16 protein-coding genes and 1 riboswitch are annotated in these 20,641 nt (G+C 35.6%); of the genes, 10 read left to right on the forward strand and 6 right to left on the reverse strand.

Annotated features, from left to right (window positions below; genetic code table 11):
* Positions 1-776: 776 nt before the first annotated feature.
* Complete coding sequence (locus WAZ07_RS19320) at positions 777-1,316, reverse strand: DUF3967 domain-containing protein (RefSeq protein WP_336473729.1); 540 nt, start codon at positions 1,314-1,316, stop codon at positions 777-779.
* A 565-nt stretch (positions 1,317-1,881) separates the two neighbouring features.
* Here WAZ07_RS19320 and WAZ07_RS19325 point away from each other — a divergent pair.
* From WAZ07_RS19325 to WAZ07_RS19335, 3 genes are all read left to right on the forward strand, one after another.
* The gene (locus tag WAZ07_RS19325) at positions 1,882-2,733 is read left to right on the forward strand and encodes a phospholipase C (RefSeq protein ID WP_336473730.1); all 852 of its coding nucleotides are present in this window, start codon (positions 1,882-1,884) and stop codon (positions 2,731-2,733) included.
* A 178-nt stretch (positions 2,734-2,911) separates the two neighbouring features.
* A complete protein-coding gene (locus WAZ07_RS19330; protein ID WP_336473731.1) occupies positions 2,912-4,084 on the forward strand; it encodes an amino acid deaminase/aldolase in 1,173 nt (390 codons plus the stop codon).
* Entirely contained in the window at positions 4,072-5,382 is a 1,311-nt protein-coding gene (locus WAZ07_RS19335; RefSeq protein ID WP_336473732.1) for a D-arabinono-1,4-lactone oxidase, read from the forward strand. The genes WAZ07_RS19330 and WAZ07_RS19335 overlap by 13 nt, the downstream gene beginning before the upstream one ends.
* Before the next feature lie 377 nt (positions 5,383-5,759).
* Here the strand turns inward: WAZ07_RS19335 and WAZ07_RS19340 are convergent, their stop codons facing one another.
* Entirely contained in the window at positions 5,760-6,053 is a 294-nt protein-coding gene (locus WAZ07_RS19340; RefSeq protein ID WP_336473733.1) for an antibiotic biosynthesis monooxygenase family protein, read from the reverse strand.
* A 60-nt stretch (positions 6,054-6,113) separates the two neighbouring features.
* Positions 6,114-6,255, reverse strand: a riboswitch (cyclic di-AMP (ydaO/yuaA leader).
* 731 nt (positions 6,256-6,986) lie between these two features.
* On the opposite strand from WAZ07_RS19340, the gene WAZ07_RS19345 reads away from it, so the two are divergent.
* The 5 genes from WAZ07_RS19345 to WAZ07_RS19365 all read left to right on the forward strand — a co-directional run bounded on the left by WAZ07_RS19345 (position 6,987) and on the right by WAZ07_RS19365 (position 11,309).
* Positions 6,987-8,177, forward strand: a complete 1,191-nt coding sequence (locus WAZ07_RS19345; protein WP_336473734.1) for a 3D domain-containing protein — start codon at positions 6,987-6,989, stop codon at positions 8,175-8,177.
* Between the two features lie 109 nt (positions 8,178-8,286).
* The gene (locus WAZ07_RS19350; protein ID WP_336473735.1) at positions 8,287-8,505 is read left to right on the forward strand and encodes a helix-turn-helix transcriptional regulator; all 219 of its coding nucleotides are present in this window, start codon (positions 8,287-8,289) and stop codon (positions 8,503-8,505) included.
* Positions 8,498-8,971, forward strand: coding sequence for a DUF2178 domain-containing protein (locus WAZ07_RS19355; RefSeq protein ID WP_336473736.1), 474 nt, complete (start codon positions 8,498-8,500; stop codon positions 8,969-8,971). The genes WAZ07_RS19350 and WAZ07_RS19355 overlap by 8 nt, the downstream gene beginning before the upstream one ends.
* 147 nt (positions 8,972-9,118) lie before the next feature.
* Positions 9,119-10,552: a YncE family protein gene (locus tag WAZ07_RS19360; protein ID WP_336473737.1), complete on the forward strand. Its 1,434-nt coding sequence runs from the start codon at positions 9,119-9,121 to the stop codon at positions 10,550-10,552.
* Positions 10,553-10,676: 124 nt separating this feature from the next.
* The gene (locus WAZ07_RS19365; protein WP_336473738.1) at positions 10,677-11,309 is read left to right on the forward strand and encodes a class A sortase; all 633 of its coding nucleotides are present in this window, start codon (positions 10,677-10,679) and stop codon (positions 11,307-11,309) included.
* Positions 11,310-11,489: 180 nt separating this feature from the next.
* Here the strand turns inward: WAZ07_RS19365 and WAZ07_RS19370 are convergent, their stop codons facing one another.
* The 3 genes from WAZ07_RS19370 to WAZ07_RS19380 all read right to left on the reverse strand — a co-directional run bounded on the left by WAZ07_RS19370 (position 11,490) and on the right by WAZ07_RS19380 (position 16,268).
* A complete protein-coding gene (locus WAZ07_RS19370) occupies positions 11,490-12,875 on the reverse strand; it encodes a peptide MFS transporter (protein ID WP_336473739.1) in 1,386 nt (461 codons plus the stop codon).
* A gap of 176 nt (positions 12,876-13,051) precedes the next feature.
* Positions 13,052-14,638 carry a DNA-binding protein gene (locus WAZ07_RS19375; protein ID WP_336473740.1) on the reverse strand — a complete coding sequence of 529 codons (1,587 nt, stop codon included), beginning with the start codon at positions 14,636-14,638 and terminating at the stop codon, positions 13,052-13,054.
* Positions 14,639-14,870: 232 nt separating this feature from the next.
* A complete protein-coding gene (locus WAZ07_RS19380; protein ID WP_090918930.1) occupies positions 14,871-16,268 on the reverse strand; it encodes an amino acid permease in 1,398 nt (465 codons plus the stop codon).
* Between the two features lie 535 nt (positions 16,269-16,803).
* Between WAZ07_RS19380 and WAZ07_RS19385 the strand changes: the two genes are divergently transcribed.
* Complete coding sequence (locus WAZ07_RS19385; RefSeq protein WP_336473741.1) at positions 16,804-17,682, forward strand: putative RNA methyltransferase; 879 nt, start codon at positions 16,804-16,806, stop codon at positions 17,680-17,682.
* A 482-nt stretch (positions 17,683-18,164) separates the two neighbouring features.
* On the opposite strand, the gene WAZ07_RS19390 is transcribed toward WAZ07_RS19385, so the two are convergent.
* Positions 18,165-18,902: a C39 family peptidase gene (locus tag WAZ07_RS19390; protein WP_336473742.1), complete on the reverse strand. Its 738-nt coding sequence runs from the start codon at positions 18,900-18,902 to the stop codon at positions 18,165-18,167.
* Between the two features lie 293 nt (positions 18,903-19,195).
* Here WAZ07_RS19390 and WAZ07_RS19395 point away from each other — a divergent pair, with 293 nt between their 5' ends.
* Positions 19,196-20,602 (forward strand): amino acid permease, encoded by a 1,407-nt coding sequence (locus tag WAZ07_RS19395; RefSeq protein ID WP_336473743.1) that lies wholly within the window; start codon positions 19,196-19,198, stop codon positions 20,600-20,602.
* The last annotated feature ends 39 nt before the right edge of the window (positions 20,603-20,641 follow it).

Genomic DNA, 20,641 nt, shown 5'->3' on the forward strand with positions numbered 1-20,641 from the left:
CTTGCTGTTTAGCTGCTTCTGCCTGTTGTCTAGCTTCATCCTCTTGCTGTTTAGCTGCTTCTGCCTGCTGTCTAGCTTCATCCTCTTGCTGTTTAGCTGCTTCTGCCTGCTGTCTAGCTTCATCTGCTTGCTGTTTAGCTGCTTCTGCCTGCTGTCTAGCTTCATCTGCTTGCTGTTTAGCTGCTTCTGCCTGCTGTCTAGCTTCATCTGCCTGCTGTTTAGCTGCTTCAGCTTGCTGTCTAGCTGCTTCTAGCTTTTCTTTTTCCTGTGCCTTACTAACTTGTACTGGCTGTATTAAATTATTCATGCTGTTTGAAGTTTGATCGTTGTCGTTTTGTCCTAACTTAACGAAAGTAGCTTCCTTCTGTACTTCGGTAGAAACATTATTTTTAACATTTGCTTTAGAAGAATCGCTCTGACTGGATTTTTCCGAATCTTTATCCTCATGTACATCCGCTACATCATCATGAGACTTTTTCAAACTTGTTTTCTTACTTTGACAACTAACGCATAGGAATACTGCAACCAGCACAACAGTTAGCAAGAGTATTAAGCGTTTTTGTTGTTTATTTTCTGTCATAAACTACTCCCAACGCTCAAATTTGAGCTTTCCTTTTTGTGCACAATATTTACCTTAATAAAATCGTCAAAAAAAGTCTAGCATTTTCAAAAAGAAAGGAAACATACATGATTCTACTAAAAATAAAGTGAAACTTTAATCAGTGAAGGTCTTACTATCCGTGAATAGCGAGATAAGCATGTATATAAATGTAATTTCAGTTCTTTTCAAAAAAGAAAACTTTCCACCAAGGTTTCTTTTTTGATTTTGCTAGTTCTCTTTTTACATTTTGCATCTCTCTAAGTAACTGTGTTAATGTACGATCTCTTTCTTCTATTGCGATACGCTCTTTTTGTTCTAAATGCTCATTTAATTTTTGATGTAGCTTACTTATCTCTTTACTTTGCTCCTGAACCATTTTCATAAGATTTTGATGAACATTATTTTCTTTTTCCAAATGTTTATGTAGTTCTAATAATAGAGGGACCTCATTACATGTACTCCCCTTGACTACCATTGCTGTGGAATTGTTACAAACTTTGTTCAAAATCTCTTTAATTTCTTCTTTATTCTTTCCTTCTTTATAGCATTGTCTAACCTCTTGTAGTGTAGAAACACATGTTTCATGAAATATATAAACTCCTTCTTCGTTACGCATATTTAAATATGACTGATAATCCTCTACATAGCGCTTTACCGTTTGAATAGGTATAGATGTATTTCGAGCAATTTCTCGAAGTGTAAACCATTTCTCCATGCTTTCTCACCTTTTCAATGAATTTATTACATAAGATAAAAATAGATTATATCATTTATTCATAACGTTAGTAATAAACGAATGAGGGTGTTACAAAACTATATATATACAAGTTAAAAAAATGACATAAAAACCCGACATAAAAACCCCTTTCTTTTTAGGGGAGGACGAGAGCATCTAGCCGTGTATAGAGAAGCGGTCAGGTCCTTTTCCTGCCACATGCGAGGTTTAAATTGCCCACGTAAGCAAATAATATGTGTAAAAGGGATTGAGTTTCTTCAAATGTAGTTATCGTACGAGTAAATCTGTGCTTTCTGGAGATAGTTTAGCCTACTATCATTCTTCCAAAAAGACGGATTTTTTTATGCATGTATGATTGAATATTTATGGTTTTTTCAACACCCTCTATAATATGAATCCCAAAAATAGGGTATGAACATTTACATATTTCACTTTAATGATAGAAAGTGATTGGAAAATAAGATATTCTTATCGTAGGTTAATCAAATATCACTAGAGAATTTTATTTTATGTTAGGACTACATATAAAATGGGAGGTTTTTTTATGAAAAAGAAAGTATTGGCATTAGCTGCTATGGTTACTTTGGCTGCTCCAGTTCAAAGTATAGCGTTTGCACACACAAATGATTGTGGTGGGCATCAGGCACCAATTTTAAGATGGTCTGCTGAGGATAGACATAAAGAAGGTGTTAATTCTCATTTATGGATTGTAAATCGTGCAATTGATATTATGTCTCGTAATACAACAATTGTAAAACCAAATGAAACTGCTTTATTAAATGAGTGGCGTGAAGACTTAGAAAACGGGATTTATTCAGCTGATTATGAGAATCCTTATTATGATAATAGTACATTTGCTTCTCACTTTTATGATCCAGATACACAGAAAACATATATCCCTCTTGCAAAACAGGCAAAAGAAACGGGATCGAAATATTTTAAACTTGCTGGTGAAGCGTACCAAAACAAAGATATGAAACAAGCATTCTTCTATTTAGGATTATCTCTTCATTATTTAGGAGATGTAAATCAGCCAATGCACGCAGCAAACTTTACGAATCTTTCTTATCCAATGGGTTTCCACTCCAAGTATGAAAATTTTGTTGATACAATTAAAGATAACTATAAAGTTGCAGATGGTAACGGATATTGGAATTGGAAGGGAACAAACCCAGAAGAGTGGATTCACGGAGCGGCGGCAGCAGCTAAACAAGATTATCCAGGTATTGTGAATGATTCAACAAAAAATGGGTTTGTAAAAGCAGCTACATCTCAAGAATATGCAAATAAATGGCGGGCAGAAGTGACACCAATGACAGGGAAACGCTTAACGGAAGCACAGCGCGTTACAGCTGGTTATATTCACTTATGGTTTGATACGTACGTAAATCGTTAATGACGAATTTTTGTTTAAAACATATATGTATCCCAATCATTATCCAGTACAAGCCACAATTTCTATGAAATAAGAAAAAAAGTTTCTTCGATGAGAAGGAACTTTTTTTCTTTTGAAGAGGAAAATTTCATGTTCCTTCCAATATATATAAGAAATATATAGAAGGGGAGGGAGAGATGTGGATCGTAGAACGTTTCAAGGACTTTCAATGCCATGTGCCTTTCTTAATGAAGATGCATTAGAGAGAAATATTCAATCTATTATTCAGCTTCATAAAGGAAAACGTGTTCGGATTGCGAGCAAATCATTGCGCTCTGTTTCAGTGATGAAGAAAATTTTACAATCACATTCTTGTTTTCAAGGAATTATGTGCTACTCACCAGCGGAAGTCCTGTTTTTAATTGAACAGGGGTTTGATGATTTATTGCTTGGATATCCGGCATGGGATGAAGAGGCTCTGCAAAAAATAAGTATACTTACAAAACAAGGATACAAGATTACTTGTATGGTAGATTGCGAAGAGCACATTCTGTATTTGGAGCATATTGCATTGCAAGTAGAAGGAAAGTTTCGCATTTGTTTTGATATTGATATGAGCAGTCGTTTTCTTGGTTTTCATTTTGGAGTAAAACGGTCTCCTTTGCGTACCGCAGAACAAGTATTACAAGTAGCTGATAGAGTTTTACAATCATCTTGTTTCAAAATAGATGGTGTTATGGGTTATGAAGCACAGATAGCAGGTGTAGGAGATAATGTACCAAAACAAAGCTTACACAACAAAGTAGTTTCTTATTTAAAAAGACGATCAGTAAGAGAAGTTGCAAAAAGACGAGAGTTAATTGTACAAGCATTAGGGCAAAAAGGAATTTCATTACGTTTTGTAAATGGCGGGGGAACAGGCAGTATAAAGACAACCGTTCAGGATGAGTCTGTTACAGAAATTACGGTTGGGTCTGCTTTTTATTCTCCGCTACTTTTTGATTATTACAAAGATATTGCATTTGAGCCAGCAGTTGGATTTGTATTACCAATTGTCCGCCAGCCAGAACCTCGTGTTTATACATGTTTAGGTGGAGGATATATTGCATCGGGAATGACTGGAAAGGAGAAGCAACCACAGCCGTATATGCCAAGTGGAGCAAAGTTACTTCCGTTAGAAGGAGCAGGTGAAGTGCAAACACCTGTTTACTATGAAGGAACAGAACAATTAAGAATTGGGGAGGGGATTGTGTTTCGGCATAGTAAAGCAGGGGAGTTATGTGAAAGATTTTCTTCTTTACATCGTATTTCTGATGGTGAAGTAGTAGGAGAATATCGAACATATCGGGGGGACGGGCAATGCTTTCTATAAGGGGCCAGAAGTGGCGAAATTGGACAGGGAATGTGCAAGGAATGCCGCAGTATACGATGTATCCGAAAAGTATTCAAGAAGTGGCCCAGGCTGTAAATTTTGCAAAAGAAGTTGGAAAGCGTATTCGTGTGGTTGGTTCAGGGCATTCTTTTACACCACTTGTTCAAACTGAAGAGATTTTAATTTCTTTGGATGAATTACAAGGGATTAGCGGGATTGATTCACAAACATTAATTGTAGAAGTATGGGCAGGTACAAAGCTATATCAGTTAGGTGAAATATTGCAAGAGAACGGATATGCACAAGAGAATTTAGGGGATATTGATGCGCAGTCTATTGCTGGGGCAATTAGTACAGGCACGCATGGAACAGGAATTTCACTTGGAAATTTAGCAACACAAGTTGTGGAAGTAACGGCGGTTCTTGCATCAGGAGAAGTGATCACGTGTTCTGAAAAAGAATATCCACAATATTGGAAGGGGTTTCAATTGTCACTTGGCATGCTAGGGATTATTGTAAAAGTCAAACTAAAAGTCATTCCAGCATATTCACTTGCTTATGAAAGTAAAAAAGAATCATTTGCTACTGTTATGAGTAAATTGGAAGAATATAAGAAGAATCGTCATTTTGAGTTTTTTATCTTTCCATATTCTGACGATGTTCAAGTGAAAATTACAAACGTAACGGAGGAAGTAGGAGGAGAACTAAAGTGGCATAAACTCAAAACAGCTTTAATAGAAAATATGGCTTTTTCATTGTTATCAGAGAGTTGTCGCCTTTTTCCTTCTATAAGTAAAAGTGTTAGTCAATTATCGGCTAAGGGAGTACCAAATACCAAAATTGTAGGTCCAAGTTATAAGGTGTTTGCAACTGCTCGCAACGTCCGTTTTTATGAGATGGAATATAGTATTCCAGCAGAATATATGAAAGAAGCAGTAGAAGAAATTTATAATCTCATTTACGAAAAAAATTTTCAAGTACATTTTCCTATTGAATGTCGCTATGCAAAAGGAGATGATATTTGGCTTAGTCCGTCATATGGAAGAGATTCTGCTTATATTGCGGTTCATATGTACAGAGGGATGCAGTACACACCTTATTTTCAAGCAGTAGAACGTATTTTTCAAAAGTATGAAGGACGTCCGCATTGGGGAAAAATGCATACAATGACATATGATTCGTTGCAGCAAGTATATCCAAAATTGCATCATTTTTTAGAGGTGAGACAAACAGTAGATCCAACAGCAATGTTTTTAAATCCATATTTAGCAAAAATATTTTCGTTAAATATGGAATAAAGTGAAACTTCCGTCAGTGGGGGTTTTCTTCATCCCCCGCTGACGGTTAGTTGAACCAATCGGGCTTTTACGGGCAGTTATCCCCCACCTATCTTCTTTGCTTCTCTCTGAATCTTGAGGTGGGGATCTTACTGTCCGTTAATGCGGGATAAAGTAGAACTTCCTTTATGCGGAAGTATAATGAGAATGTTTTTTATGATGAATGGCTCCTTACACAAGAGCTATAGTTGTCGGGAGGAGCGGGCGGTAAAATATAACACATGATGTGTTTCGGAAGAATGAACATGTTATTCACTTATACTGTCAAGAAAAGAAAGTGTGTTAATTTTGAAGAGTATGGAAGCTATATTGCTTCCATACTCTTTTTTAGTAGAATTCTAATGTAGTTGAACTGCGTTAGACTTGGAAGAAATGATATATGGTTGAATTTGCTGCTGCCATGTAATTGTAGTAGATTTCTTTTGATAAGTTAGCCATTCTCGGTAGTCCTCTTGCGTTTTCCATAATGTGCGAATAAAGAATTCTGTAGTATCTCTAACATGTTTTGTATAGGAGATTTCTATATTAATAAAACCTAGCATATTAGGAGATGGATAATATTGTTTTAATGCTTTTAGTACTTCGTTTTCGCAATCTATTTTTATATAAAGCGTATTTGTCACAATGAACATAATGAATCCCTCTTTTTTTTAGTAGTAGATTAGCATTGATTTTCTTCAGTCATAACATAGGCAATCTCTCTAGTTATGCTTACGAAGCTAGCTGTCGGGCTCGGGGATTGAAGGGTACCCTACTGTAAAAGATTCACCCCTAGTAAGCTACTGCTTACAATAATAGTTCCTCCGCTCCGTATGGATTTAGCAAAAAGTATTTATATAAAATATAATACTATTCAGAAAAATCAGAGTAAACGCAAAGGAGACGACAATTTCTTACAAAAAAATGAAGTGATCACATTTTGATGTTCTAATTCTTGTATTTGATTTTGTAATTTGTAAACATATATAAATGCAAATTGAAAAACCGACATAACCCCCCTTTCTTTTTAGGCGAGGACGAGAGCATCTGACCGTGCATAGAAGCGGTCAGGGCCTTTTCCTGCCACATGCGAGGTTTAAAACAAAGGGAGCAAGCAAGTAGCGGTCATGTTGTATTTTGCATAGCAGCGACTTATAAAGAAAAGCGGAGCCTAGGAGGCAGAGCTAGACAAAGATGTTGAAAAATTAAAATGGATTTATATAGTCTTCTCTCCAAGCTTCTATGATTTTCTGTTTCTTTTCATAATAGGTAGTGAGATTTTTAAAATCTCATTTTATCTCGTTACTTGTGAGTAATGAAGGAATAAGTAGAAATCTGCTCAGAAGAGTTCGATTTGTTCAATGAAGAATAAGGAGGCTTCTCATTGAGAAATTTTTCGCTTTATATTGGGCTGTAGTGTTATTTTTAAATGTGTATATATGGAAAAATAAAGATATTAAAATAAGTTTATTACAGTTTTTCTATGATTCGTTATATTTTGTTATAAAAAATAAACTGTATTTAATGAGTTTGTAAACAAACTGTAAAATAAATCATGTATAAATGTAGAAGAAGGGAGTCGGATTATGAACTATTTTAAGCGTATCAGTAGTTTTGTATTAGCTGGATTTATTTGTTTCACTAGTACAGTTGCTGTAAAAGCTGAGTCAAACGACGAGAAATTAAACAACATGCAGCAGCAATTGCAAAATAATAATAATGACATTCAGCAAAAAGAAAAAGAAAAGCAAGCTGTAATGAAAGACATTGAGGGCATTCAAAAGGAATTATCAGACTTAAATAATACAATTGCAAAAAATAAAGAAGAGCAAGATGCAATTCAGCGCAAAATCGATGAAACGCATAAGCAAATTGAGCAAAAGATGAAAGAGATTATTAGTTTAGAAGAAAAAGTACTTATGCGTAAAGATATTATGAAAAAACGTATGGTCTCTGTTCAAGATAACTCAAATATAAATTTAGTAGTAGAAGTAATTGTAGATTCAAAAAACATTGCAGAGCTTCTGCAACGTATGACTGCAGTTTCTACAATTATGGATGCAGATAAAGAGATTCTTCGTTTACAAGAACAAGATCTTCGTCAAATTGAAGCTGATAAAAAGGTAATTGATGAAAAAGAAAGATCTTTAGAAGGCGATAAACAAAAATTAGCAAAAGTACAAGCTGATTTACAAGACAACTTAAAGAAACGTCAAGATAATCTACAATCTGTACAAGCAAAGTATAATCAAATTTCTAGTCAGCTGACACTTGCTGCGCAAGAAAAAGCAAAGATTGAAGCAGATATGAAGAGCGTACAAGATACAATTGCTCGTGAACAACAAGCAGCTGCAGAGCGTGAAAAAGCTTTGAAAGACTCACAAGCCTCACAAGCTCCACAAGCTCCACAGGTTTCACAAGCACCAAAAGGAGATGAAAAAACTCCAGAAAAACCAACTAAAGGCGGTCGTGAAATTTTTGTAGAAGCTACGGCTTACACAAATGATCCAAGTGAAAATGGGAAACAGCCAGGTGAGCATGTATATTCTGCTTGGGGGCACTATGATTTAACTGCAAACCCAAACATGAAGTTAATTGCCGTTGATCCAAGGGTTATTCCATTGGGCTCACGCGTGTGGGTTCAAAACTATGGAGAAGCTATTGCTGCTGATACTGGTGGTGCTATCAAAGGATACCGTATTGATGTTTTCGTACCAAATAAAGAGGTTTCTAGCGCTTGGGGTAGAAAACAAGTTCGTGTTATCATTTTAGATTAAAGTAAAAATCTACTTTGCAAAAGCAAAGTAGATTTTTTTATTGTTAAATGTTAAGTTGGGTTTACATTTTGTGAAGTTTAGCATACAATAATGGTGAGAGGTGGTAAAATTGACCATTTATAATCGAGTAAAAGAACTACGAGCCCGCTTTCATTTTTCGCAAAGTGTATTGGCTGAAAAGGTGGGGGTAACGAGACAAACGATCGCTGCTATTGAAAAGGGGGATTATGTACCATCATTATTATTAGCGCTTATGATTTGTGATGTGTTTGGCTTGCAGATGGAAGATGTATTTGTACTGCAAAAGGAGGAGGGAGAAAATGAATAGAATTGGTCTTTCTTATCTAATAAATATAGGTATACTTGTTATAGCGGGTTGGGGGTTCGTTGAGAATTTTCATGTCATTACGGAACTTGCAAACATCATCAGTACTGAAAAGCAAACGTGGACTGTCACGATGAATATGCTGCCAATTACATTGCTATTGATTGTAGGGGTAGGGATATTCATTGGTTACAAGGTGCAAAAAAAGAAATATAAGAAATTATCATTTTGGACATTTCCGTTATTATTTCCAAGTGAAGATGAGAGGGAAGAAATATTGACGGCGAAAGCGTGTCGAACTACCCTTCTTTCATTATGGTGTATTCTACCTATCGCAGCTGCCACGTTAGTTGCTTATCCACTATTTAATCGAAACATTCCGGAATATCCACTGTATGTAATATTTATCATTTTACTAATCCAAACAACAATATTTCATATTTCTTTATATCGTAACAAGGTTGTGTAAAAGGTGTGCCAAAGAGCACATCTTTTTTTATATTTAAAACCCGAGAAATTTTTCCGCATTTTTACAAAAGCTTAATGAAATGCTATAGAGAGAGTTTACAAATCCTTTTTACAATAGAAGAAGTATTGAAATTGGGGGGATTAGAGAATGAAGAAGGTTTTGCTATCTGGGGGAATTATAGCGAGTGTCTTATGGACAGGCAGTAATGTAAACGCAGAAGTAAATCAAGAAACGAAACAATTTGCCAATAAAATAGAAAGTTTACCAAAAGGGAGTATTTCAAACCCAGCATTTCGTGGGCAAATAGAGGAAATGGTAAATAAATTTATTAGTAATAAGCATAAGAATACAAAAATAGAAAGAACGGCTATTTTTCCAATGCCAAGCAAAAAAGCAGAAATCGCGGCATCTTCACCAGATGGTAAGACGTTAGTTGTAACAGAAGCAGACTTAGGACAAATTAGCATCCTTTCAATTGAAAATTTACAAGACATTCAATTGAAAGGGACGGTGAGTTTGAAAGGAATTCATTCCGAAGCAGAGGTGACGAGTACAACAGTTACACCAGATGGTAAGTATGCATTTGTTGCTTTTCGTACCGGGGATAACTTGTATAATGCGCATAGAGGAAAGATAGCAGTTATAGAGTTATCATCCAAAAATATTGTGAAAATATACGAGGTGGGTATAGGGCCAGATTCTATTGCTTTATCAAAAGATGGGACAAAGCTTGTTGTTTGTAATGAGGATGAAGAAGGAGATCCAAATGACGGAAACGAAGTCAATATGAAAAAAACAAAGCGACCGGGTACAATTTCTATCATCACGTTCCCTAATGGAGATGTATTGAAAGGAATTCACCATGAGCTATCAATTGATATAAGTCAGATTGGAAATGGAACAGTGTACAAGCATGATCCGCAGCCAGAATATGTGGCGATTAGTCCAAATGGAGAAAAAGCTGCTGTCACATTACAGGAAAACAATGCAGTTGCTATTGTTAATTTGCAAGGACAAAACATTGAAACGATATTTGGCCTTGGAACAACAAAGCATAAAGCAGATTTGCAAAATGATGGTGTTGTTTCTTTTCAAGATGAACTGATTGCAAGACCAGAACCAGATGGTATAACGTGGGATCAATCAGGGCGTTTTGTAATTACTGCTAATGAAGGAGACCTAGGGAAAAATGAATTTAAAGATGGTGTGAAATCAGGTGGACGCAATATATCTGTATGGAGTCAAAATGGTTCGCTTATATATGATAGTATGAATCTTATTGATGAAAAAGTGGCAGCTAAAGGTTTATATTTAGATAGTCGTAGTAATAGCCGAGGCAGTGAAGTGGAAAATGTTGCAACAGGAATCATACAAGAAAGTCCGATTATGGCTGTTGCTGCTGAAAGAGCAAATGCAGTACTCTTTTTTGATATAACGATCCCGATGTTCCCTGTTTATATTGGTCTTGTTCCTTCAGGAGGCAAAGCACCAGAAGGGATTCATAAGATTAGCAACCGTAATATATTTGTAAGTGCAGATGAAGCAGATGGAACATTGAGCTTTTATTGTTTGCAAAAATGATAATCATGGCACTTCTTAATAAGGAGTGCCATTTCCTTTGTCTTGTACATGTCACTTGTATATCTAGCATTCTTACTTTATCATTTTATATAAGAGGAACTTTGTGAAGGAAAGGAATTGAAGCATGAATAAGAAAAAGATTTATAGTATACTGGCACTTCTTTTATTTATTGTAGGTGGCGTTTTAATTGCAAAACCATTTTATGATGGTTACAAAGCTGGGAAGATGCAAGAAGAAAACATACAAGCTATTAAGAAAATGAAGTATGAAAAACAAGAAACGAAATTTGTTGATGCTTCTAAAATAAAACAACCGGATTTAGCAGACGTGGCAAATGCTTCATTAGATAAAACACAAGTGATTGGGCGTATGTCTATTCCGAGTATTGGATTAGAACTACCGATTTTAAATGGTTCAACAGAGAAAAATTTATTATCGGGTGCAACAACAGTAAAAGAAAAACAAGAGATGGGAAAAGAGAATTATGCATTAGCAGGACATAACATGTCGAAAAAAGGTGTGTTATTTAGCGATATTTCGGAATTAAAAAAGAATGATAAAGTATATTTATATGATAGTGAAAATGAATACGAGTATGCGGTACAACAAGTAACAAAAGTCACGCCGGATAAATGGGAAGTTGTTGAAGATCACGGGAAGAATGAACTAACCTTGATTACATGTTCGTCTGTACTTGATAATTCTAAGCGATATGTAGTATCCGGAAATTTGGTGCAGGTGAAAAAAATAAAGTGAAACTTCCATCAGTGGGGGTAAATAGTTAAAAAGAAATTCCACTTTTGTTGAAGGTGGGATTTCTTTCTTCTATAAACGCTTTGTATCAAGTGACTACAAAGAGCATAAAGAGTTATATAAGTAAGTGATAGAAAAAGGAGAAAATGCTGAAAAAAGATGAGGGGTAACCCCTCATCTCTTTTAGTCCATCCACTTTACTAATTTTTTGGAAAGCAATAGTAAGATACATCCTAGGAAAATAGCGACAGCTCCAATAACAGCAAATACTTCTGAGTAACCTAATGAAGTTGTAAAGTTTGCTAACTGTCCACCTAAAATATTAGCAACACCTGTACTTGATAACCAAACGCCCATTAATAAAGATGCGAGTTTGACAGGGGCAAGGGAACTTACCATTGATAGTCCGACTGGAGATAAGAATAATTCTCCTAATGTATGGAACAGGTAAGTAAAGACAATAAAGAGTAGGTTTGCTTTTTCGGCAATTTGTTGTTCGTTACTTCCTGTTTTTAACGTAGCGACAAGAAGAACCATATATCCAATTCCAAGTAAGATCATCCCAAGACCCATTTTTGTTGGGATTTTTAAATCACCGCGTTTTGTAGAAGCAAGCTTCGTCCAAAGCGTTGAAATAGCTGGTGCTAATAAAATAATGAATAGTGGGTTTACAGATTGGAACCAAGATGTTGGAATTTCCCAACCGAATATAGAGCGGTCGACAAAACTATTTGTATATAGTGTTAAAGAACTACCAGCTTGTTCAAATCCAGCCCAGAAGAACACAACGAAACACGTTAAAATGACAATTACAGCTGTATGTTGTTTTTCTTTTTTCGTTAATGGTGTATTGCCAGCTGTTTTGTTGTTTGTACCTGTTTGTATAGCTGCTGTCGGTTTTTTACCAATATCACCAAGATAACGATTTGATAAAGTTGTAAATAAAATTTGTCCGACAATCATCCCAATAGATGCAGCTAAAAATCCATAACGGAAACCGTAATGCATAACGCCGTCTACTGTTGTTTTAAACAAATCTTCTGATAAATATCCGCAAACGAGTGGAGCAAGGAATGAACCAACGTTAATTCCCATATAAAAAATTGTAAAGGCACCATCACGGCGCGGGTCATTTTCTTTATATAATTCCCCGACAAGAGTAGAAATGTTTGGTTTGAAGAAACCGTTCCCGATAATAATAAGCGCCAATCCAAGATATAGTCCTAATTGGCTTTGCAGTGCAAATAACGTCAAGTTACCAATGGCAATTGTTATACCACCAAGTGTAATCGCTAATCGTCTACCAAGAAAGCGATCTGTTAGAAATCCGCCAATTAATGGAGTGAAATAACAAGCGCCTGTATAAAAGCCGTAAATCGTAAGTGCCCAGCTCTTACTAAAACCAAGACCACCGTTTATTAAGGCTGTTGTTAAATATAATGTTAATAATCCTCGTAATCCGTAATAGCTAAATCGTTCCCACATTTCTGTGAAAAAGAGTAAATACAAACCTGGAGGATGTTTCTTTTTTTGCGGTTGTTTTTCATCAAACTGTAGCGCAGCTTCCATATATAATTCCTCCTCACATAAAAAACAAAGTTAATCATTTTATATGATTAATAGTTTACTTTATTAAATTTATGAAGTCAATAAAGATCTATTTTTGTAAAAAAATATTCTTATATAATGATAAAGGAGGAATGATACATAAAAAAAGCCCCTTTCATCACGAAAGGGGGCTCCTTTTATCGAATAGCAGGTGTTCCAATTACAACTGTTTTATTTTCTTTTACAGTTGTATTTTGACGAAGGCGTAATGTAGCTTGTCCTACTGTATTAGGGGCAATTTGTACATTCACGACTTTTTCAGCGGAACCTTGGCTATTTGTAGTAAAGGAAAATGAATTACTATAACCATAAGAAGAAGGCCAAATTCCGTTTGCATTTTGAACTTTTGCTACTTGTGTACCACCACTTGTATAAATACCTAAAGAATAATTACTGTAAGTAGTGTTTGGTAATAAATGTGCTGCTTGTATTTTTATTTGAAATACACCGTTGTTTGGAAGAATACTAGGGTGAATAAAGTTATAATCACTTGTTGAGACGTTTCCATCATTATTATTATTATCAGTATTATTGTTATTATAGCCGTAAGAACCAGGTTTAAATGTGCTTGAATTAAACCATTGATATCCTTGGTTAGGAGCACCCCATGGTTCTGGTTGCGGCTCAGTTGATGAACTTGGTTGTTCAAATGTTTTTAATGATGTTGGTGTGTCTAGTTGTAATCCGTTTACTTGTTTTAAGCTCGTATATGATTCTTTTGTAGAAAGCCATTTTACGACATTTGTTAATAAAGTAGCATCGCTTTCTTCTTTATATCCATCATATGTTTTTTTAGACTGTCCTGTATCTTCACGAACATATTTTGGCGTTGCATCTTCAACTGGCGAAGAGTCACCGATAAAGGCTGCTTTTCCTAAACCAACTTTTGCCACCGCAACGTAAGCGCCTTCAGCGATGCCGCCACCGTTATATACACCACTATCTACAGCGTTATTCCATTTAGGTAAACTTTCTGGTAAGTAGACAATTCCTTTTGCTAAATTCGGGTTTACAATTGCAATTGTAGATCCTGCATGCATAGCAACAGATGAAACACCTGTAGTAATTCCGAATGATTGATCTGGCGCTACAATTTTATCTGTTGAAACATCGCCAATTGCATTATAGCGAAAGCGTACGCCAAAGTTGTTTGCTAGCCAATCAGAACTTTCTACACCTTGCATAGCTTGTGAAGATGCTTCTTCAGAAGACATTCCTTTTGCAGGGTTTTCCCATGCCCCGCGGCGATACCCGTTGAAAACTTCTGAGGAATCCCAGCGGTTTTTATTACGGTCTGCATTATAATGATCGGCTATAAAAAAGATACTTCCGCCATTTTTCACATATTGCAGCATCGCATCTTGTTCTGATTTTTTATACGGAATGTTTGCTTCTGGAATGATGAACACATTGTAATCTTTTAAGTCATCATAAGTAATAGGTGTTGATTTACGTAGTTCTTTTACAAAAAAGCCTTTGTTTGCAATGCCGTTTCCGAAATCAGAAAATCCCCCATCAATAACCCAATCAGCTGTTCCTGCTGTTTGAGCATGTGTATTATCAAATAATACTTTTTTTCCAGCGTTTTCGTTCACGATTTTTGCTGCAATTTGTGGAGCTGGATCTAAAGCGCTTTCAGCAAAAGTCGTTGAACTAAACATGGTGGCCATACTTAAAGTCATTCCGGTTGCTAATGTGAGCTTCAGCCATTTTTCTTTCTTCATAATAATCCCCCTAAAGTAAGTTTAATTAAGTAAGAGTGTGATTCTTTCAACTAACTATCAGCTGCCCCTACGGATAAAAGTGTCTCTATATTACTTTACCGAAATATAACGGAAGAAGAAAGGGGGAATTCATAAAATTTTGTAAAAATAAGATGAATTTTGTTGAGAAATATTTTTGTATATAGCAGTAGAGGAGAAAAAATCCCTTCCTCATATGAGGAAGGGATTAGCTTTACCCAATTTGCGAAGAAGATTTCGATGTTTTATCTGTTGTGTGAAATCCTTTTGCATAATAAACAGCTACTAAAGCGATAAGCCAAATTGGTCCAACGATTAATGCGATACGTGTATCAGCGGAGTATGCCATAATACCTAATACTAAAGCAAGGAAAGCGAGCGTAACATAAGAGCTAAGTGGATACAATGGCAGTTTGTACGTTAATTTGCCTTGCGCCTCCTGTGATAGTCCTTTGCGGAAACGAAGCTGTGCAACTAAAATGACACCCCAAGTCCAAATTGCTCCGAACGTGGAAATACTCGTTAGCCACGTAAATACTTTTGCTGGAACAACGTAGTTTAATGCAACTCCTATTAACAATACGAAAGCTGTTGCTAAAATTCCTTTGCTTGGAATTCCATTTTTATTTAATTGACCAAATTTTTCTGGTGCTTGTTTTTGTTGTGCTAATGTAAATAACATACGACCTGTACTAAAGAGACCTCCATTACAAGAAGAAAGAGCAGCTGTTAAGACAACAAAGTTAATAATTCCTGCTGCTTTCGCAATGCCGATTTGTTCAAACGTTAGTACAAATGGACTTCCTTTTTCACCAATCTCATTCCATGGATAAATTGCCATCATAACGAATAAGGCACCTACATAGAAGATTAAAATACGCCAAAAAACGTTATCAATCGCTTTAGATAATGTTTTTTTCGGGTTTTCTGCTTCTCCAGCTGTTACACCAATTAACTCTACTCCTAAGTAAGCAAATAGTACCATCTGTAATGAGAGAAGAAGGCCAGAAAATCCATTTGGGAACCAACCGCCATGTGACCAAAGGTTTGAAATTCCAGTCGCTACGCCGCCGTTTCCAAACCCGAATAAAATAATACCGGTGCCAATTACGATCATACAGATAATTGTGACAATTTTAATTAAAGCAAACCAAAACTCAAGTTCTCCGTACACCTTAACAGATAAAAAGTTTAATGCGCTCATTAATACAAGAGCAATTAACGCCCACACCCAGCGTTCAGTGTTTGGGAACCAATATTGCATATAAATTCCTGCTGCCGTAATTTCAGCCATACAAGTTACAACCCATAAGAACCAATAGTTCCAGCCCGTTATATACCCTGCTAGTGGACCTAAATAGTCATGTGCATATTTACTGAATGAACCGGCAACAGGTTGCTCAATTGCCATTTCTCCAAGCGCTCGCATAATGAAAAAGATTGCAAGGCCAGCAATGATATAAGCAAATAAAATAGATGGTCCTGCGAGTTTAATAGCCGAAGCTGATCCTAAAAAGAGTCCAACCCCAATGGCAGAGCCAAGCGACATAAGGGTAATATGTCGTTGTTTTAATCCACGGTTTAAATTTTCTGCTTTGTTTGTTTGCTGCATAATAAACCTCCTTTAATTAGTAAGAAACATATTGTATCCGCTTACAAATTTATTTAACTATTTCAAATTATAAAACATTTCCATCTGTTATGCTACAAAAAAAGACAATGTTTTCTGTACTATATAAATCTGTTTTCATGTGTCGATACATAAGTCGCGGCTATGCATAATACACCATGCCCCGCACTTGCTTTCTCCCTTTGTTTGAAACTTCGCATGCGGCAGAAAAAGGCCCTGACCGCTTCTGTAGATTTGAAATAAAGTCATACGGTTGTATCTCTTTTTATTCTACTAACACGTTTAAAATTATTTAGTTGCAATAAAAATTTAATCGTGTTAGTGTCTTTATGGGTTAAAACCTATACATCTACAAAGGAGTTAATTTCATGATTATTCAATTCATTCGATATAGATAGTGACAGGTATAGACTACTTTAAAATCCGACTCGTATTTTTTTGAAAATATGATGAGGGTTTATTTGTCTATGCCTTTTTCATTTATCTAAAAATGAATGAGGTGGCTTCTTTGTATAAAATGAACAAAAGAATGCAGAGCGCAGAATATTTAAGTAAATTTGAACATATTTTCAAGTGTCCTATTTGCGACTCAACAATGAAGGTTTTTGAGTTAAAGAGTTTAATCTGCTCAAATAACCATACATTTGATTTTACTAAACAAGGATATATCAACTTGACAACTCAACTAGTAAAAACTAAATACACTAAGGAACTTTTTGAAGCGCGAAGAAAAATTATTGCAGAGGATGGCTTTTTTGCACTATTAAGTCAGGTAATTGTTGAAAGCATAAATAAGCATGTTGCTGTTAAAAAAGAATCAATATCTGTAATTGATATGGGATGTGGCGAAGGTTCTCACCTAACTAGCATTTGTGAAATCGCTAGTTCTGCTTATAAAAAAATAGTTACAGGAGTAGGGATTGATCTTTCTAAAGAAGGTGTTTTGGTAGCCGCTAAGAACTACACTAATAAGATTTGGACTGTTGCCGACCTAGCAAATACACCATTTAAAGATAAGCAATTTGATATTATTCTGAATATCTTATCACCTTCCAATTATGCAGAATTTAATAGATTGTTAAAAGCTGATGGTTTAGTGATTAAAGTCGTTCCTGGAAGTGACTACTTAAAAGAATTAAGAGAAATTATATTCGATGGATCTGAAAAACAATCTTATTCTAATGTTGATACTGTTGAACGATTTAATGAGAACTTCCAATTGATAGATAGTTCAAGATTATGTTATACCGTGACACTTGATAGTCTATCAATGCAATCGTTAGTTCAAATGACTCCTTTATTATGGGCGACCACAGAAAAACAAGTTAAATCATTCTTGGAAGGGAGTTCAGCTCAAATCACTGTTGATTTAGAAATATTAATCGGTAAGAACTAACTTTATGTCTTTATTCTGCAATCGGGCGTAATTACGAATCAACACTGGTAGAAAACGAATAAACTTTTTTATAAAAATCTCATCCTTAACTAAAAAGAAAAACTCCATTTTGATCAATCTTTTTTCAAAATGGAGTTTTTGTATTTGTTGTTAAATAATGATTGAAGGGAAAGTTCTATTCAAACTTTATTCTCACCCTACATCTACACATGGCCAGACGCTCTTGCCATCCCGAAAAGAAAGAGGGACGTCTATATACATAAATTCATTTTCATGTTTCAACATCAAAATCGCTGCTACGAAAAATACCCCATGCCCAGCACTCGCTTACTCCTTTTGTTTTAAAACATGGCAAGTAGCAGAAAAAGGCCCTGACCGCTTCTACGCATGGCCAGTTTATCTCGCCTTCCCAAAAAAAGAAGGTTTTTGATCTGATATATATTGTCTAATAAAAATAAAAAGCCATCGAAATCGATAGCTTTTTATTTTTTAAGAATAGTAATTGCTTGTTTCCCCATTTGTTCCCACGCTTTTTCAAATTGAGTACGTGGAATACTTTTACGCGGGTTATCTGCTAGTGGGTCATTTACATATACATAGTTTTTATCGTAACCAATAATAACTGCACTATGTTCATAATATGTAATCTTTAATTCTCCAGCATTTGTATTCCAACTTTCAAAGTTATCCGCATCTAGCGGTTGAAAAGTTGTATTAGCAATAATCCATACTGGCGAACCAGCACTAAGTACTTTATATATATCCTTGATTTCTCTTCCGGATAAATCAATCGTTTTATCCGGAACATATTTTTGTGCTAATTGAAAAATTGGCTGATGGTATACACCATAGCCTGGTTCAGACTTCGTGTAAATATCTCCAACAAACCCTTCATGTGGGTTTCCTTTCACACCGTTTGCTTTAAATGGGACACGAGCGATTTCACTCGCAAGCTTCATTTTGTCTACTTGAATCCCGTTATATTGCAGTAGCATTGCTAAACTTGTCACTTCACAACCACGTTCTAATTCAGGAAGTTGTTTTATAAATGGAACATTTTCAATCATCACTTGCTCTTTCATTTTAAATGAAAAGTCTATACGAAGTTCCTGAGTTTTTTGAAAGATCTTATTTTTCACTCCCATAGCCTCTTTATTGCATGCCACACAAACAATAATTACAATGCCTAAAATACAGATGTATTTGATGCTCTTAAACATATATCTAACTCCATTACATAATTATTTTCCTACATTTTAAAAACGATACTCTCTTCATTGTACCTTTGTTTTTGTTAGTTTACTAGAACGATTCTATAGATTGTTATTCCAATATGGAGGTCTAAAAATTCTAATTTTTTAAAATAAAAAGAAAAATAAATGTACAACTTTGGGATATTTTGTTAAACTTAAATATGTTTAACTTGGTTAAGTTTCTTCGGTGAGGAGAAATTTAATTAGCGGTTTACTGATGATTTCCGCTAAACAACATTAAAATATGAGGTGAGGGGTATATGATCCAAAAGGAGACGCAGTCAAATGAATTAAAACGTACGATGCAAAGCAGACACCTCTTCATGATTGCTCTTGGGGGAGTTATCGGAACGGGATTGTTTATGGGATCTGGACAAACTGTTCACAATGCTGGACCAGGTGGAGCCATTCTTGCCTATTTAGTCGGCGGCTTTGTTATGTATTTAACGATGCTTTGTCTTGGAGAATTAACAGTTGCCATGCCGGAAGCAGGTTCTTTTCAAAGTTATGCTAGTAAATTTATTTCACCTGGTTTTGGATTTGTGGTGGGGTGGATGTATTGGCTGAATTGGGCTGTAACTGTCGGAGTTGAATTAACGACTGTCAGTATTTTAATGAAGCGCTGGTTTCCAGATGTTGCATCTTGGATATGGTGTGTTTTATTTGCTGTTATACTCTTTCTTGTAAACGCTTCCTCCGCACGTGCGTATGCTGAAGCTGAGTTTTGGTTTGCAAGTGTTAAAGTAATAACAATTATTCTTTTTATTTTACTTGGCGGCGCTGTTATGTTTGGTATATTAGACTTTAGTGGTAAGCCGGCACCGATGTTCCATAACTTCACAGAAAATGGTGGGTTATTTCCAAACGGGCTTCCAGCCGTTCTTCTTACGATGATTACCGTTAACTATGCGTTCCAAGGAACAGAATTAATAGGGATTGCTTCAGGTGAAAGTAAACAACCAGAAGTAACAATACCACGTGCTATAAAAAGTACAATTTGGCGAACACTTTTCTTTTTCGTTCTTGCTATTTCTGTAGTTGTAGGATTATTACCATGGCAAGAAGCAAATCTTGTAGAAAGCCCGTTCGTACTCGTTTTTGACACAGCTGGAATCCCTTATGCAGCAGACATTATGAATTTTGTTATTATTACAGCAGTATTATCGGTGGCAAATTCTGGTTTATACGCAAACTCTCGTATGCTTTGGGCGATGGCAAAACAAGGAATGGGAAGTCCGCGCTTCACAAAATTAACGAAAAAAGGGGTACCGATCAATGCTTTGATTTTTAGCTTAATCTTTGCCGGCCTTTCTCTTTTAACAAGTGTATTTGCCGCTGATACCGTCTTTTTAGTATTAACATCGATTGCGGCTATGGCAGCTGTCGTTGTTTGGATGTCCATTGCTGCATCTCAATTTTTCTTTAGAAGAGAATTTATTAAGAACGGCGGGGATATACGAGACTTAAAATACCGTACGCCGCTTTATCCTCTTGTTCCTATTGCGGCGTTTTCTTTAAACTTTGTTACATTTATAAGCTTAGCATTTATTCCAGACCAACGCATCGCTTTATATTGCGGTATTCCATTCATGATTATTTGTTATATTTTTTATAGATTAAAATATAAAAAAATTGTCACATTTGAACAGCAAAAAAACATCTCGTAAAAATAAACTAAATATATGGAATATTCAGCTATCTTATCC

It is taken from the genome of Bacillus bruguierae, from assembly GCF_037104725.1.
GTDB classification, from domain to species: domain Bacteria; phylum Bacillota; class Bacilli; order Bacillales; family Bacillaceae_G; genus Bacillus_A; species Bacillus_A bruguierae.